Annotated in this window: 10 protein-coding genes and 1 pseudogene; 5 read left to right on the forward strand and 6 right to left on the reverse strand. The window is 73.5% G+C overall.

Annotation, left to right across the window (positions count from 1 at the left end; translation table 11 throughout):
* Positions 1–152: 152 nt before the first annotated feature.
* The 4 genes from BS73_RS11910 to BS73_RS11925 form a co-directional block, all read right to left on the reverse strand.
* The gene (locus BS73_RS11910; RefSeq protein WP_084703979.1) at positions 153–1,568 is read right to left on the reverse strand and encodes an OFA family MFS transporter; all 1,416 of its coding nucleotides are present in this window, start codon (positions 1,566–1,568) and stop codon (positions 153–155) included.
* 47 nt (positions 1,569–1,615) lie between these two features.
* Positions 1,616–3,781, reverse strand: coding sequence for an acetate--CoA ligase family protein (locus BS73_RS11915; protein ID WP_407675001.1), 2,166 nt, complete (start codon positions 3,779–3,781; stop codon positions 1,616–1,618).
* Positions 3,782–5,068, reverse strand: coding sequence for a formyl-CoA transferase (frc, locus tag BS73_RS11920; protein ID WP_265736885.1), 1,287 nt, complete (start codon positions 5,066–5,068; stop codon positions 3,782–3,784).
* A gap of 279 nt (positions 5,069–5,347) precedes the next feature.
* Positions 5,348–5,659, reverse strand: a complete 312-nt coding sequence (locus tag BS73_RS11925) for a hypothetical protein (protein ID WP_037571626.1) — start codon at positions 5,657–5,659, stop codon at positions 5,348–5,350.
* A gap of 1,298 nt (positions 5,660–6,957) precedes the next feature.
* On the opposite strand from BS73_RS11925, the gene BS73_RS39450 reads away from it, so the two are divergent.
* From BS73_RS39450 to BS73_RS11950, 5 genes and pseudogenes are all read left to right on the forward strand, one after another.
* Positions 6,958–8,814, forward strand: a complete 1,857-nt coding sequence (locus tag BS73_RS39450) for a sensor histidine kinase (RefSeq protein WP_051939835.1) — start codon at positions 6,958–6,960, stop codon at positions 8,812–8,814.
* A 20-nt stretch (positions 8,815–8,834) separates the two neighbouring features.
* Entirely contained in the window at positions 8,835–9,257 is a 423-nt protein-coding gene (locus tag BS73_RS11935; RefSeq protein ID WP_037579196.1) for a roadblock/LC7 domain-containing protein, read from the forward strand.
* Between the two features lie 434 nt (positions 9,258–9,691).
* Positions 9,692–10,006 (forward strand): DUF742 domain-containing protein, encoded by a 315-nt coding sequence (locus tag BS73_RS11940; RefSeq protein ID WP_051941395.1) that lies wholly within the window; start codon positions 9,692–9,694, stop codon positions 10,004–10,006.
* A 169-nt stretch (positions 10,007–10,175) separates the two neighbouring features.
* Positions 10,176–10,757 (forward strand): annotated as a pseudogene (locus BS73_RS11945) (GTP-binding protein); the annotation flags it as partial.
* A 143-nt stretch (positions 10,758–10,900) separates the two neighbouring features.
* On the forward strand, positions 10,901–12,364 hold the full coding sequence (locus BS73_RS11950; protein ID WP_051939836.1) for a cytochrome P450: 1,464 nt from the start codon (positions 10,901–10,903) through the stop codon (positions 12,362–12,364).
* Between the two features lie 129 nt (positions 12,365–12,493).
* Here BS73_RS11950 and BS73_RS11955 read toward each other — a convergent pair whose 3' ends face one another.
* Together BS73_RS11955 and BS73_RS11960 are read right to left on the reverse strand one after the other, a co-directional pair.
* Positions 12,494–13,519 carry a terpene synthase family protein gene (locus BS73_RS11955; protein ID WP_037571630.1) on the reverse strand — a complete coding sequence of 342 codons (1,026 nt, stop codon included), beginning with the start codon at positions 13,517–13,519 and terminating at the stop codon, positions 12,494–12,496.
* Between the two features lie 210 nt (positions 13,520–13,729).
* The gene (locus BS73_RS11960; protein WP_037579205.1) at positions 13,730–14,635 is read right to left on the reverse strand and encodes a LysR substrate-binding domain-containing protein; all 906 of its coding nucleotides are present in this window, start codon (positions 14,633–14,635) and stop codon (positions 13,730–13,732) included.
* Positions 14,636–14,736 lie beyond the last annotated feature (101 nt).

The following is a 14,736-nucleotide window of genomic DNA, read 5'->3' on the forward strand; positions in this document are numbered from 1 at the left end:
GCACGAAGGGGCGCGGGGAACTGCGCGGCCCGCGGCGAACGGCGCCGCACCCGGCAACGGACATCGGGTTGCAACCCGTTCGCCATTGCCGGGTGCGGCGCCATTCCCCGCGCCCCTTGATCGCTACGCGATCGCGGGGCGGCGAAAGCGGGTCAGGCCGTCTTGCTGCCTGCCAGCGCGCGCGCCGGGCTGCGCTTGCCGCGCGGAGCGCCCGGCTGGCGCAGGCACAGGGCCAGGAGGGCCGAGAGGAGGGCTATGCCGAAGGCCAGGTAGTAGCCGCCGGAGTAGCCCCAGGCGCTGATCACGCTCGCTGCGAGGCCGCCGCCGCCGACGCCGCCGACCAGCTTCGCGCTGTAGACCAGCCCGTAGTTCTGCGCGTTGTTGTTCTCACCGAAGTAGTCCGGTACGAGTGCCGCGAAGAGCGGGTAGAACGCGCCCCCGCCGAAGCCGTTGATGAAGGCGAAGATCAGGAAGAACGGCTCGTTGTGGGCCTGACCGCTCCACAGCACCCCGACCTGTGCGCCCGCGGCCACCAGCAGCACCAGTACCAGGGTGGTGCGCCGCCCCAGGTAGTCGGAGAGCCAGCCGACGGCCGCCCGGCCGACCCCGTTGACCACCGCGAGGACACCCGCGGAGGACGCGGCGACCAGGGGGCCGAAGCCGAGCGACTTGGCGAACGGCACCTGGAAGTTGATGCCGAACAGCGACACTCCGCCGATGCAGACCAGTGCCACCCACATCAGCGGCAGCTGACCGGTCTTGATCGCCTCCTTCGGGGTGAACTGCCGCATCGCCGGCGGGTTCTTCTCCATCCGCCTGGCCGCCCGGGCGTCGCTCACCGACCGGCCGCGGTTCAGCGGGTCGACGTCGTCGGGCCACCAGTTCTTCGGCGGGTCCTTGAAGAAGAAACCGCTGACCCCGACGACCACCAGCATCCCCAGCGCGATCACGTTGAGCACCACGCGGAAGTCGGAGGGGTGGAACCAGTAGGAGAACACGAAGATCAGCGGCAGGGTGCCGTAGGCGAAGCCGCCGTTGACGAAGCCGGTGCGGGCTCCGCGGTTCTCCGGGTACCACTTGCCGACCATGTTGATGCAGGTCGCGTAGACCAGACCGGCGCCGGCGCCGCCCAGGACGGAGTACCCGATCATCGCCAGGACGTAGTTGCTCACCTCGGCCAGCGAGGCGAAGCCGATTCCGGCGAGCACCGCACCGAGCAGCATGCAGGTGCGGGCGGAGAGGACGTCCTTCTCCCGCAGCCGGCCGGCCGGGAAGGCCACCCCGGCCTGGAAGACCGCCCAGATGCTGGCGATCCAGAACGACTCCGTCAGCGTCCAGCCGTGGACGTGCTGCAGGGTGTCCTCGGCGGAGCTGAAGCCGTACTCGAAGACGCTGACGCCCATCATCGCGATCCAGGGCAGCCAGACCATCCACGCCCGGCCCATTCCGAGCAGGGAGTGTGCCGTCTCCCCGACCCGGAAGGTCCGGCCTCTGGCGTCTGTCACCTCGCGATACGGGAGGGCGGCCGGGCCGCCCGATCTCTCTCCAGTCGTGCCGTCCGTCGTCATTGACGAGCCTCGATTCTGGGGTTGGCGTTGCGGGTGGGTGGTGGCTCTCAGTGCTCCCCGGCCGCCGGCTTCGGCGGGATCAGGCCCGCGGCCCGGGCCCAGCGGTACTTGGCGCCGAGCACCGCGACCGGCTTCTCGGTGGTGTAGGGGTAGGCCACCACCCCGTGCCGGTACAGGTAGTCGGAGGCCTCCTCGACCTGGACGTCGCCGGCCAGCGAGGCCACCACGGGCTTGCGGACACCGCGTTCGGCGGCGGCCGCCACCTCCTCGGCGAGGAGTTCGGCGAAGACCATCGGCGGGGTGACGATGGTGTGCCAGTAGCCGACCACCAGGGCGTGGATCCGCTCGTCCTCAAGGGCCAGCCGGATGGTGTTGCGGTAGGTGGACGGCGGCTCCCCGCCGGTGATGTCCACCGGGTTCCCGGCCGCGCCGAACGGCGGGATGTACGCCCGGAAGGCCTCGTCCAGGTCGGCCGGCATCTTCATCAGGCTGAGCCCGTTGTCGGTGCAGGCGTCGGAGAGGAGGACCCCGGAGCCGCCGGCGCCGGTGAGGATGAGGACGTTCTCGCCGGCCGGGGCGGGCAGCACCGGCAGGCCGCGGGCGTACTCCAGCATGTCGTTGAGGCCGGGCGCGCGGACCACGCCGACCTGCCGCAGGACGTCGTCGTAGACCTTGTCGTCGCCGGCCAGGGCGCCGGTGTGGGAGCCGGCGGCCTTGGCGCCCGCGGCGGTGCGGCCGGCCTTGAGGACCACCACCGGCTTGCTCTTGACGACCCGTCGGGCGGTCTCGGCGAAGCCCCGGCCGTCCTTGAGGTCCTCCAGGTGCATGGCCACGCAGTTGGTGTTGGGGTCCTGCTCGAAGAAGGTGAGGAGGTCGTCCTCGTCCAGGTCGGCCTTGTTGCCGACGCCGACGATGGCCGAGACGCCCATCCCGGTGGACCGGCTGAAGCCGAGGACGGCCATCCCGATGCCGCCGCTCTGCGAGCTCAGCGCCACCCCGCCGCGGACGTCGTAGGGGGTGCAGAAGGTCGCGCAGAGGTTCTCCGGCGTGTAGTAGTAGCCGTAGATGTTGGGGCCGAGCACCCGGACCCCGTACTCCCGGGCGATGGCCACCACCTCGTCCTGGAGCTCCACCTGGCCGGTCTCGGCGAAGCCGGAGGGGATCAGGACGGCGCCCGCCACCCCCTTCTTGCCGGCCTCCCGCAGGGCCTGCGGGACCAGCTTGGCGGGGACGGCGAAGACCGCCACGTCCACCTCGCCGGGGATCTCGCCGATCGAGGTGTAGGAGGCCCGGCCGAGCACCTCGCCGCCGCGCGGGTTGACCGGGTGGATCTCGCCGGCGTAGCCGCCGTCCACCAGGTTGCGCATCACCGAGTTGCCGATCTTGCCGGCCTGGTCGGAGGCGCCGATCACGGCGACCGAGCGGGGGTGCATGATGCGGTTCATCGAGGCCAGGATCTCCTCCTGGCTGAACCGCTGGACCGGCTCGGCGGCCTGCTCGTCGATGATGATCCGGATGTCCACGGCGGTGGCCCCGTCCGGTCCGGCCAGCACCGGGTTGAGGTCCACCTCGCTCAGCTCGGGGAAGTCGGTGATCAACGCCGAGACCCTGGTGAGGAGTTGGATCAGCGCCTGGCGGTCGGCGGCCGGCTTGCCGCGCACCCCGCGGAGGAGTTCGGCGGAGGCGATGGAGTCCAGCATGCTCGCGGCCTCGGCCTCGTCCAGCGGGGCGAGCCGGAAGGTGACGTCCTTCAGCACCTCGACCAGGGTGCCGCCGAGGCCGAAGGCCACCAGCTTGCCGAAGGTGGGGTCGGTGACCGAGCCGACGATCACCTCCTGCGCCTCGTCCAGCGCCAACTGCCGCTGGATCTGCACCCCTTCGATCCGCGCGCCGGAGCGGTAGGCGGCCGCGTTGGCGGTGATCCGGCCGAAGGCCTCGCGGACGGCGGCCGCGTCGGCGAGTCCGGTGAGGACGCCGCCGGCCTCGGTCTTGTGGAGGATGTCCGGGGAGACGATCTTCGCCACCACCGGGAAGCCGATCTTCTCGGCGAGCCGGACCGCCTGGTCGGCGTCCTTGGCGAGCCCCTCGTCCGGGGTGTCGATGCCGTAGGCGCGGCAGACCGCGCGGCCCTCGGGGGCGGTCAGCGAGTCCCGGCCCTGGGCCTTCGCCCGGTCCAGGACCCGGCGTACGGCTTCCTTGTCTGCACCCAGCACTCAGATCACTCCCTCGGCCCGCAGAGCGGCCAGTTCCTGCTCGTCGACGCCGAGTTCGGCGTACACCTGGTCGTTGTGCTCGCCCAGCAGGGGCGAGGTCCGCACGTCCACCGGGGAGTCGGACAGCCGCAGCGGGCAGCCGACGGTGCGGAAGGTGCCGCGCTCGGGGTGGTCGACCTCGACCACGGCTCCGAGTTCGGCGAGGGTCTCGTCCTCGATCAGCTCGCGGGTGGACATGATCGGGCCGCACGGGATGTCGTGGGCGTTGAGCGCCTCCATCACCTCGCGCTTGGAGTGGTGCTCGGTCCACTCCTCGACCATCGCGAACATCTTGTCCAGCTTGGGCAGCCGGGCCTGCGGGGTCGCCCACTCCGGGTCCTCGACCAGCTCGGGACGGCCGATCAGGCGGGCCAGCGGGGCCCAGCCCTGGGGTTGGACGATCACGTAGATGTAGTCGTTCGGGCCGCCGGGGGCGCAGCGCACCGCCCAGCCGGGCTGGCCGCCGCCGGAGGCGTTGCCGGAGCGGGGCACCTCGTCGCCGAAGGACTCGTTGGGGTACTCGCCGAGCGGGCCGTGGGCGAGCCGCTGCTGGTCGCGGAGCTTGACCCGGCAGAGGTTCAGCACCGCCTCCTGCATGGCGACCTGGACCCGCTGGCCCTTTCCGGTCTGCTCGCGCTGGAGCAGTGCGGCGAGGATGCCGGCCACCAGGTGGATGCCGGTGCCGGAGTCGCCGATCTGGGCGCCGGTCGCGGTCGGCGGGCCGTCCTCGAAGCCGGTGGTGGCCATCGAGCCGCCCATCGCCTGGGCGATCACCTCGTACGCCTTGAAGTGGGCGTATTTCCCCGGGCCGAAGCCCTTGATGGAGGCGTAGACCAGCCGGGGGTTGAGGGCGTGGAGGGTCTCCCAGTCGAAGCCGAAGCGGTCGACGACGCCCGGGCCGAAGTTCTCCACCAGCACGTCCGAGCGGCGGACCAGCTCGCGGAAGAGCTCCTTGCCCTTCTCCGACTTCATGTTGAGGGTGATGCTGCGCTTGTTGCAGTTGAGCATCGTGAAGTAGAGGCTGTCGACGTCCGGGAGGTCGCGGAGCTGACCCCGGGTCACGTCGCCCCTTCCGGGGGCCTCCAGCTTCACCACGTCGGCACCCAGCCAGGCCAGCAACTGCGTCGCGCTGGGCCCGGACTGAACGTGGGTCATGTCCAGCACCCGCACTCCGGCGAGCGCCTTCCCGGCACTGCTGCCGCCGCCGGCTCCGGCCGTGGCAGCGGTCTCTGCGGTCGTCTCGGTCACAGTCGTCTCGGTCACAGCGGTCGCCTCCCTCGCTGCTGCGCGGCCCGGTTCCGGGTGTCGGTGCGCACGTCGATCAGTGGCGGACGCCCGCCGTTGGACGCCGACTCGGTGCCGGCGCTCTCGCTCTGCACTGGTTCAACTCCCTTGCTCGCGGGTGCTCGCCTGAGGCGGCCCCGGATTGCATACCGTATGGAGTAGACCCCATGGTTGACCCCCGGGGGCGGGCTCGTCCAGACCTCTGCGCGAATTTCTGGCGGATCGACGGCGGCCGGGGGCCGCTCAGCCGGGAAGGACGGGGCGGCGCACCTCGCGGGTGGCCCGGACGGCGAGCGCGGACGCCAGGGCGAGGGCGGCGCCGGTCGCCGCGGCGGCGGCCGGCGGCAGGGCGGCGGCCGCGAGACCCGCGCCGATCGGGGCGCCCAGCGCCTTGGCGCTGTACACCGCCGCGCAGGTGCCGGCGGAGTCCTCGTCCGCGTCCCCGAACCGGCGCCTGACCAGCGCCACCAGCAAGGGATAGCAGGCGCCCGTGCCGGCCCCGGCGAGGAGCGCGAAGGGCGCGGCCGCGAGCTCACCGAGGAGGGCGGGCGGCACCGGGGCCGTGGCCGGCCCCCGCCCGAGCCGGCGAAGAGGCCGAGCTGGCCGACCGCCGCCAGGGCCAACCCCGCCGCCGGGGCCCGCCGTTGGCCCAGCCGCCCGGAGACCCGGCCGGAGGCCAGCCGGCCGAGGACGCTGCCGGCCGCCAGCACCCCCGCGAGCGCGGGATGCGAGGTGCCGAGCCGCCCCAGATCGAGCACCGCGACCGCGGTGGTTCCGAGGACCGCCGCGAAGAGCAGCCGTCCGGCCCCGGTGGCCAGCGCCTGGCGCGGCGAACGCCCTTGCCGGGCACGCCGGTTGGCCCGCGCCAGGGCCCAGGCCCTGGGGTCGGTGCCGGCCGGCCACCAGCCGGGCGGCGGTTCCGGGGCGAGCAGCGCGTAGCCCAGCAGGGTGCAGCCGAAGGCCCCGGCCAGGGCGAGGCGGAGGAACGGCGGCCGGCCGTCCGCCCCGGCGAGCAGCAGCAGCGCGGCGCCCGCCGGATAGGCGGCGGTCACCAGCCCGGCCGCGGTCCGCACCCGCTCCGGGTACCAGCGGACGGCGCTGCCGAGGCAGTAGGAGTAGAGCACTCCGGCACCGAGCCCGCCGAGGGCGCAGGCGACCAGGGCCGCGAGCCCCGCCGGACCTCCGCCGCCGGCGAGCGCCGTGCCGGTCGTGAGTACCGTGCCGGTGAGCCCCGCGCCGCCGGCGAGCGCCGTGCCGCCGACCGCGCACGCCCCGGCGGCGGCGAGGACACCGGCGCGCGGCCCCCGCTCAGCCGTGGAGGCGCGGGCCCCGAGCAGCGCGCCCAGCCCCTGCGTGAACATCCACAGGCCCAGCGCGCACAACACCCTCACGCGCCCGGCGCCCTGAACCTCCGTCGCGCCCCCGCCGAAGACCATCCCGAACCCGTACTGCGGAAGTCCCGCGCAGGCCATCACCGCACACCCGGCGACCAGGACCCACCTGCGCGAACAGCCCAGCAGCGCACGGTCGTCCAGGCCGACCAACCGCCGGCGCCCGTAGTAGTCGCCGATCACCCGCACCGCATGCCCAGAGGATTGCATACAGTATGGGGTCCCCCTGGAGCACGATCCCTACACATCCGCCCGAACGCCCGGCGAACATCGGGGACCCACAACAAACAGTTGTTCCATTGGTCTCAAAACCGGACTTATATACCACCGACTCGCTCACGGCGTCGGCGTTTTCCTCCAACTCTGGCATATGCGCTCGCCAGTGGCCGAACGGGTCTACGCTGACGCGCCATCAGGATCAGATCGCTGACAGATACCGAGACCACCTCCGAGGGATCGCCGATGGTTCGCTCCGGATCCTCCCCAGGCCCCGACCCCGCCCACCCGTACGCCCCGCATCCGGCGATCGAACCGGCACTGCCCCCGGCCCCACCCGCGCGCTCCGCCCGCTGGATATCCGTCCTCGCCTGGCTGGTCCCGCCCGCGCTCACCGCGGCGGCCACCGCCGTCGCCGTGCCCTACCTCCCCGCCGACTCCCGGTCGGCGATCGGCTGGGCAGGCGGCATCGCCACCCTCGTGGTGCTGTTGGTCTCCTTCGAGGCCGGCCGCCGCGGGCGCCGGATGATCGCCCTGCGGCGGGCCGACGCCGAGCACAGCCGCCAGCTGACGGACCATCAGACCCTCCAGGCGGCCGAGGCCATCCGGCTCTCCGGGCTGCTGCCGGAGGCGATCGCCCGGCTGAGCGAGGGCGAGGCGCCGGACGAGATCGTCAACAGCCTCGCGCAGCCCCGCCCGCCGGAGAACACCCCACTGCCCGGCCCGTACCGGACCGTGCTGCGGTCCGTGGTCCAGGCGATCAAGAACGAGGCCGACCTCCGCGACTCGGCCCAGCACGCCTTCGTCAACATCGCCCGCCGGGTGCAGGCCATCGTCCACCAGCAGGCCAAGGACCTGCGGGAGATGGAGGACAGGCACGGCCGCAACCCGGAGGTCTTCGGCGACCTGCTGCGGATCGACCACGGGACCGCCCTGGTCGGCCGGCTCGCCGACTCCATCGCGGTGCTCGGCGGGGCCCGCCCGGGCCGGCAGTGGCACCGCGACATCCCGCTCTACAGCGTGCTGCGCGGAGCGATGTCCCGGATCCTCGACTACCAGCGGGTGGACCTCCACTCGGTGGCAGAGGTCGCCATCAAGGGCCAGACGGTCGAACCGCTCATCCACGCACTGGCCGAGCTGCTGGACAACGCGACCCGCTACTCGCCCCCGCAGACCCGCGTCCACCTCACCGCGGTCGAGGTGCAGGCGGGGGTCGCAGTGGAGATAGAGGACGGCGGCGTAGGCCTCAGCGACGAGGCCCAGGCGCGTGCCGAACTGGTGCTGCGGCAGGCCGGAGAGGCGGCCGGCTTCGACCTCTCCGACCTCGGCGAGACCCCGAGGCTCGGCCTCTCGGTGGCCGGTCGGCTGGCCAAGTCGCACCGCTTCCAGATCTCGCTGCGGCCCTCCGCGTACTCCGGGGTCCGCGCCGTGCTGGTGGTCCCGCAGGAGCACCTGGCCCCGACGCAGCCGGACACCCGCGGACCGCGCTGGATGGCGGCCGGCCAGCAGCCGCCCCAGGGCGCGCCGCGGCGGGGCGGCGGCTCCCCGTGGGTGCCCCGGGTCGAGGACCCGGACCAGGCACTCAGGCACCCGAAGCTCCCCAGGACCCCGTACGAGGAGACCCCGGAGGCCGTGCCCTCCGTTCTCCAGGAGGCCATGCCGCGGGCCCAGGCCGCCGCCCGGCGCCGCGAGCAGCGGCCGGCGAGGCCGAAGCAGCAGCCGTCCCAGTCCCCGATGGTCGGCCTCCTCGACGAGCAGCCGGTCGAGCCCTACACCATCAACGACAACGGGCTGCCGCAGCGCCGCCGGCACTCCTTCGGCACCAACCCGTACGGGGCGGCCGGACCGGCCCTTCCGGGCACCCGCTCCGCCGCCGGCGGGCCGGCGGGCGGTGCGGCGGGCAACGACGTCGAGCCCGGGCTCTGGCTGGCCGCCTTCACCGAGGGCATCTCCGGCGGCAACCCGGGGGCCGACGAGGCCGCTCCGGCGTCCGGCTCCGGGACCGGGACCGGGAGCGGGACCTCTGCCGGGAACGTGACCGACCAGGAGCACCACGCCGAAGGCCCCACAGGCTCTGACGACGAGGAGGGCAGGCAGTCGTGACGACTCCGCTCCGTCCGCAGATGGACTGGATGCTCAAGGACCTAATCAACGGCGTACCGCAGACCCGCCATGTGGTGCTGCTCTCCTCGGACGGCCTGCGGATGGCCCAGTGCTCCGCGGAACCGGACGCGACGGCCGCCTCGGACGCGGCCGACCGCCTGGCCGCGGCCTGCGCCGGACTGCAGAGCCTCTCCACCGCCGTGGCGCGGGAGTTCCCGCACAGCGACGGCCGGATGCGTCTTGTGGTCATCGAGGTCAACGGCGGCTTCTTCTACCTGATGGCGGCCGGCCCGGGAGCGTACCTCGCGGTGCTCGCCGACGAGGGCGTGGACGCCGGCCTGATGGGGATGCAGATGCGCGACCTGGTGGCCAGGATCGGCGGCCACCTCACCGCGCCTCCCAGGTCCGGCGCCGCCCGGACGGAGGGCAGGGTGACCTCGTGAGCTCCGACCATCCCGACGGTCGTTCGGAGTTCCCGGACCTCCCGGAGCTCCCCGACCGCCGCAGCCATCGCCCCGGCGGGTCCCCGCCGGGGCTGCCCGGCCGCCACGGCCGCCGTCCGGCCCAGGAGGGCGGCGGCGCCGGCCGGGCCGGGCCCGACCGGCCGGCGGACCGCCCGCTGAACCGCGAGTTCGACCGCGGCACCGGCCGCGGCGGCCGCGACTTCGACGCCGAGTTCGGTCCCGGCCTCGGGGCCGACTTCGGCTCCGACCTCGGCCCCGACCTGGGCACCGGTCTGGGTCCCGACTTCGGGCGGAGCTTCGGCTCGGACTTCGACCCGGACTTCGACCCGGCCGGCGGAGCCGCCGACGGCTCCCTCACCGGCGCCGGCGGCGAGGGCGAGGGCTCCGGCGGCGAGGCCGAGGACCCCGAGCGGCTGTACGTCATCACCGGCGGCCGCAGCGGCTCCCGCGGCCAGGCGCCCCTCGACCTGGTCACCCTGATCGTCGCCCGCGCGGTACCCGAGCCGAGGATGCAGCCGGAGCACGTCGCCATCCTGCGGATGTGCCAGTACCCGCTGTCCGTCGCGGAGTTGTCGGCGTACCTCCAGCTGCCCGCCACCGCGCTCACGGTGCTGCTGACCGACCTGCTGTCGGACGGCCGGGTGGAGTCCCGCGCCCCCGTACCGACCGCCTCGCTGCCCGACCCCGACCTCCTCGAAGCGGTGATCCATGGACTCCAGAAGCTCTGATCCGCACGGCGGCCTGCCCGGCCACGGGGCCCCGAGCGGCTCTGCCGGCCACGGCGCCGCCGACGGTTCGTCCTATCCCCAGCGGCCGCCCGAGCACGGGCATGTCGGGCCGCACTCGGAGGTCTCGGCGGAGATATCGAAGCGGATCGGGGAGCGGCTCGGCGACCGGCTGGCCACCGCCGGTCCGGCCCCCGAGGACACCCTCCCGGAGACCGCCGCCGCGGCGGTGAAGATCGTGATCGTCGGCGGCTTCGGCGTGGGCAAGACCACCATGGTCGGCTCGGTCAGCGAGATCCGCCCGCTCACCACCGAGGAGACGATGACCACCGCCGGGGTCGGCATCGACGACCTCGAGGGCCTGGAGCACAAGACCGAGACCACGGTGGCCATGGACTTCGGCCGGATCAGCCTCAACGAGCGGCTGATCCTCTATCTGTTCGGGACCCCCGGCCAGGAGCGGTTCTGGTTCCTCTGGCACGGCCTCTTCGAGGGCGCGCTGGGCGCGGTCGTCCTGGTCGACACCCGCCGGCTGGAGGTGAGCTTCGACGTCCTCGGGCGGCTGGAGGAGCGCGGGGTCCCGTTCGTGGTGGCGGTGAACGCCTTCCCGCAGTCCCCTCAGCACCCGATCTCCGCGCTGCGCTCCGCCCTCGACCTGGGGCCGCACGTGCCGATCCTGGAGATGGACGCGCGGCTGCGCGCCTCCAGCCGGGACGTGCTCATCGAACTCGTCCGCCACCTGCGGACCCTGGCCCGCACCGGTGGCGCGCCCGGCGCCGGACCGGGCCGCCCCGCCCCGGACACGGGCGCGGGCGCCGCACCGAACGGCGCCGCCGCCGGCGGGTACGCCGCCGCCTCCACCGGCTCTCCCTCCCGTCCCTTCCCCTCGGAGCAGCTGTGAGCACCGACCAGACCGAAGTCGTACCCCGCAGAACCACCCCGCCGGAGGTCTCGCCCCCGCCCTCCTGCCCCGCGCACGGCTCCTACGCCGAGGTTGCGAAGGAGGGCCTGCCGAGGCTGTACGGCCCGGTGGCCGAGGCCGATCCGGAGGGGATCTACAACCATCTCCGTGAGCAGTACGGCTCGGTGGCGCCGGTCGCCCTGAACGGAGACGTGCCGGCCTGGCTGGTGCTCGGCTACCGGGAGGCGATGGACGTCGCCCGCACGCCGACCCGGTTCACCCGGGACGCCCGGCTCTGGACCGACCTGCTGCAGGGCCTGCTGCCGTCCGACTCCCCGCTGATCCCGATGGTCGGCTGGCGGCCGGACGCGGTCTCCCAGGACGGCCCCGAGCACCGCCGGCTGCGGTCGGCCCTCAACGACTCGATCAACCGCTTCGACCGGCTCGGCATGCGGCGGTTCATCCGGCACTACAGCGAGCAGCTGATCGACGGCTTCGCCGGGGACGGGCAGGCCGACCTGGCCGCCCAGTACGCCGGCTACCTGCCGATGATGGTGATGACCCGGATGGTGGGGCTCTCCGAGGAGTACGGCCCCCGGCTCGTCCAGGCCAGCTCGGACATGGTCTCCGGCACCGAACGGGCCCTGACCGCCAACCAGTTCGTCGGCGACACCCTCACCGAGCTGGTCCGCGAGCGCCACCACGCACCCGGCTACGACCTGGCCAGCTGGCTGATCGAGCACGAGGCCGCGCTCAACGACGACGAGGTGATGAACCACCTCCGGCTGGTGATGATCGCCGCCAACGAGACCACCACCACGCTGATCGCCAACACCCTGCGGATGGTGCTCACCGACCCGCGCTTCCGCGCCTCGCTCACCGGCGGCCTGATGACCGTGCCGGACGCGGTCGAGCAGGTGCTGTGGGACGAGCCGCCGCTGCAGGTCTGCCCGGCCCGGTTCGCCACCGAGGACACCGAGTTGGCGGACCGGCGGATCAGGGCCGGCGACATCCTGCTGCTGGGCCTCGCGGCCGGGAACACCGATCCGTACATCCGCCCCGACCCGGCGAAGCCGATGGAGGGGAACCGGGCGCACCTGGCCTTCAGCCGGGGCCCGCACGAGTGCCCCGGGCAGGACATCGGGCGTGCGATCACCGAGATCGCGGTGGACACCCTGCTCGCCCGGCTGCCGGACATCCGGCTCGCCGTCCCCGAGGAGGAGTTGAGCTACACGTCCTCGACCTGGGCGCGGCATCTGGACGCGCTGCCGGTGCGCTACGCGCCGACCGAGAACCAGCCGCGGCGGCCGATCTCCTCCGCCGCGGCGACGGCCGCCGCGGTGAGCGAGGCGCTGGCCTCCTCCGAGGAGGCCGTGGCCGCGGCGGCGCCCGCCCCGGTGCCGCCGCCCGCGCACTCCCGGATGCGGGCCTTCTGGCAGCGCCTCAAGGCCTGGTGGTGACGGGCTGAACCCGCCGGGTGACGGGCTGAACCCGCCGTCCCGCAGGGGCCGGACACCGCGCGGCGAGGGGGCCGAACTCCCTTTCCGCGCGCGGTGTCCGGCCCCTGCCGGCTGTCGGTCCGCCGGGCGCTAGACCGCCGTCAGCAGGTCCTCGCCGGTGCCGGGGTGGTCCGTGGACGCGTAGCGACCGGTGGAGCGGGCCCAGTCGTGGTTGCCGCGGATCCAGTTGCGGATGCCCTCGACGCAGGCGTCGACCGCCATCCGCTCGTCCGCGTCCAGGCCCAGTTCCACGCAGACCTTGGGCAGCCGCTCCTCCAGCCGCAGGTACTCGTCCAGCTCCGCGCGGGCCATCCGGATCGCCTCGGCGACGGCGTCCTCACGCGCCAGCCGACGCTCCCGGCGCAGCACCAGCACCAGGTTGTGCGGGTCGCCGCGGTACTCCTCGCGCTCCAGCGAGTGGATGTCGTTCATATAGGCGATGGTGTCGGTCGCGCAGCGGCGCATCGCCCGCATCACCTCGTGCGCCGCCACCTGCGGCGGCAGCTCGCAGTGCCGGGAGCGCTCGACCACGTCCAGCGCGTGGTACATGCCGACGGTCTGCCGGCGCAGCGTCCGGTACTCGTCCAGGTTGAGCGCCGGCGCGCGGTGGTCGGCGGAGCGCCGGACCTCGTACGCGTGCGCGGCCATGAAGCGGCCCCAGGAGGAGCCGAAGCGGTTCACCCAGGTCTCCGACATCCCGGCGCCGAGCCCCGCCCAGACCTCCGCCCAGGCGGCGGTGATCGGGCAGTCCACCTCGGTCGGCGCGCCCGCCGGCCGGTAGGGGACGACGATCATCTCGCGGCAGACCTCGGCCACCCGCTCGGCCCGCGGCCGCCCACCGCCGGCCGGTCCCTCCGCCAGGTCGGCGAACTGGTCGTCCAGGAGGAAGGACACCGCGAACCAGTTCATCAGCAGCACGGTGTCCCGGTACGAGGCGTCCGGGTAGTTCCGGGCCACCATCTGCGGGAGGTCCCAGGCGAGGTACTCGGCCAACCCCCGTTCGCTGCGGGTCAGTCCGCGTGCGCGGACCCATTCGACGTGCTCGTTCCTGGCCGGCTCCAGGTACCCGCTCAGGCGGGCCTGGAACGGTATTGCGAAGTACACGTCCTGCGGCATCGGTCCCTGCCTCTCGCACCCGTGGTCTCGCGCCGCCGCGGCCTGTCCCGTCACATCCTGCGCACGTGTCAAACGCATATGTCACACCACGGCGCCGCTCTGGTCCCCGCTCCCCGTGCGAAGTACGCCCCTCACGATGCCCGATCGATGCCCGTGATTGCTGCATGTAACCCAGTAACTTTACGAACCAGAACGGAAACTGACCGAATGTCACCTGGTCCGCTGGAGCCGGTGGCCTTCGTCCAGAATCGCCGCGGCCAGTGAGCGGGCCGGCTCGCGTACCGCGGCCCGCCCGCCGGTGAGGACGAACTCGGTCTGGCCCAGCTCCGGCAGCCCGGCCGCGGCCGCCGAGGGCAGCTGCCGCAGGCCCGCCGGCACCAGGCCGCGGGCGTGCGCCATCACGCCGAGCCCGGCCAGCGCGGCGGCGGTCACCCCGGTGAGGGAGCCGCTGGTGCAGGCGATCCGCCAGGGCCGGCCGGCCCGCTCCAGCGCGTCCAGCGCCCGGGCCCGGGTGATCGACGGCGGGGGGTAGGCGATCAGCGGCAGCGGCTGGCCCGGGTCCGGGACGAAGTCCTCGGCGGCGATCCACACCAGCCGGTCCCGCCACACCACCCGGCCCGAGCGGCCCGCCGGAGCCCGTCCGCCGCCGCCCTGGTCCGCCGGGCGCTCCAACGGCCGCTTGGCGAGCACCAGATCCAGCCCGCCGTCGGCCAGCTGCTCGTGGAGGAGACCGCTCAGACCCACCGTCAGCTCCAGGTCCACCTGCGGATGGGCGCGCCGGAAGGTCCGCAGTACCTGCGGCAGCTCGGTCAGCACGAAGTCCTCGGAGACCCCGAACCGCAGCCGCCCGCGCACCTCGCTGCGCGCGAAGTACGCCGAGGCCTGCTCGTGCGCCGCGAGGATGCCCCGGGCGAAGCCGAGCATCACCTCGCCCTCGCCGGTCAGCTCCACGGTGTGGGTGTCCCGGACGAAGAGCCGCCGGCCGGACGCGTCCTCCAGCCGCCGGACGTGCTGGCTGACCGTCGACTGGCGCAGCCCGAGCCGGCGGGCCGCGCTGGTGAACCCGCCGGTCTGGGCCACCGCCAGGAACGAGCGCAACTGCACGGGGTCGAACACGTCCGGAACCGGACGCGCGGGGTGGGCGGCGTCGTCGAGTGGAGACATGCGGCCACGCTATCGCCGCTCATCACGCAGCGCGATAGCAGTGAGCTCGCCAA

It is taken from the genome of Phaeacidiphilus oryzae TH49 (genome assembly GCF_000744815.1).
Classification (GTDB): Bacteria; Actinomycetota; Actinomycetes; order Streptomycetales; family Streptomycetaceae; genus Phaeacidiphilus; species Phaeacidiphilus oryzae.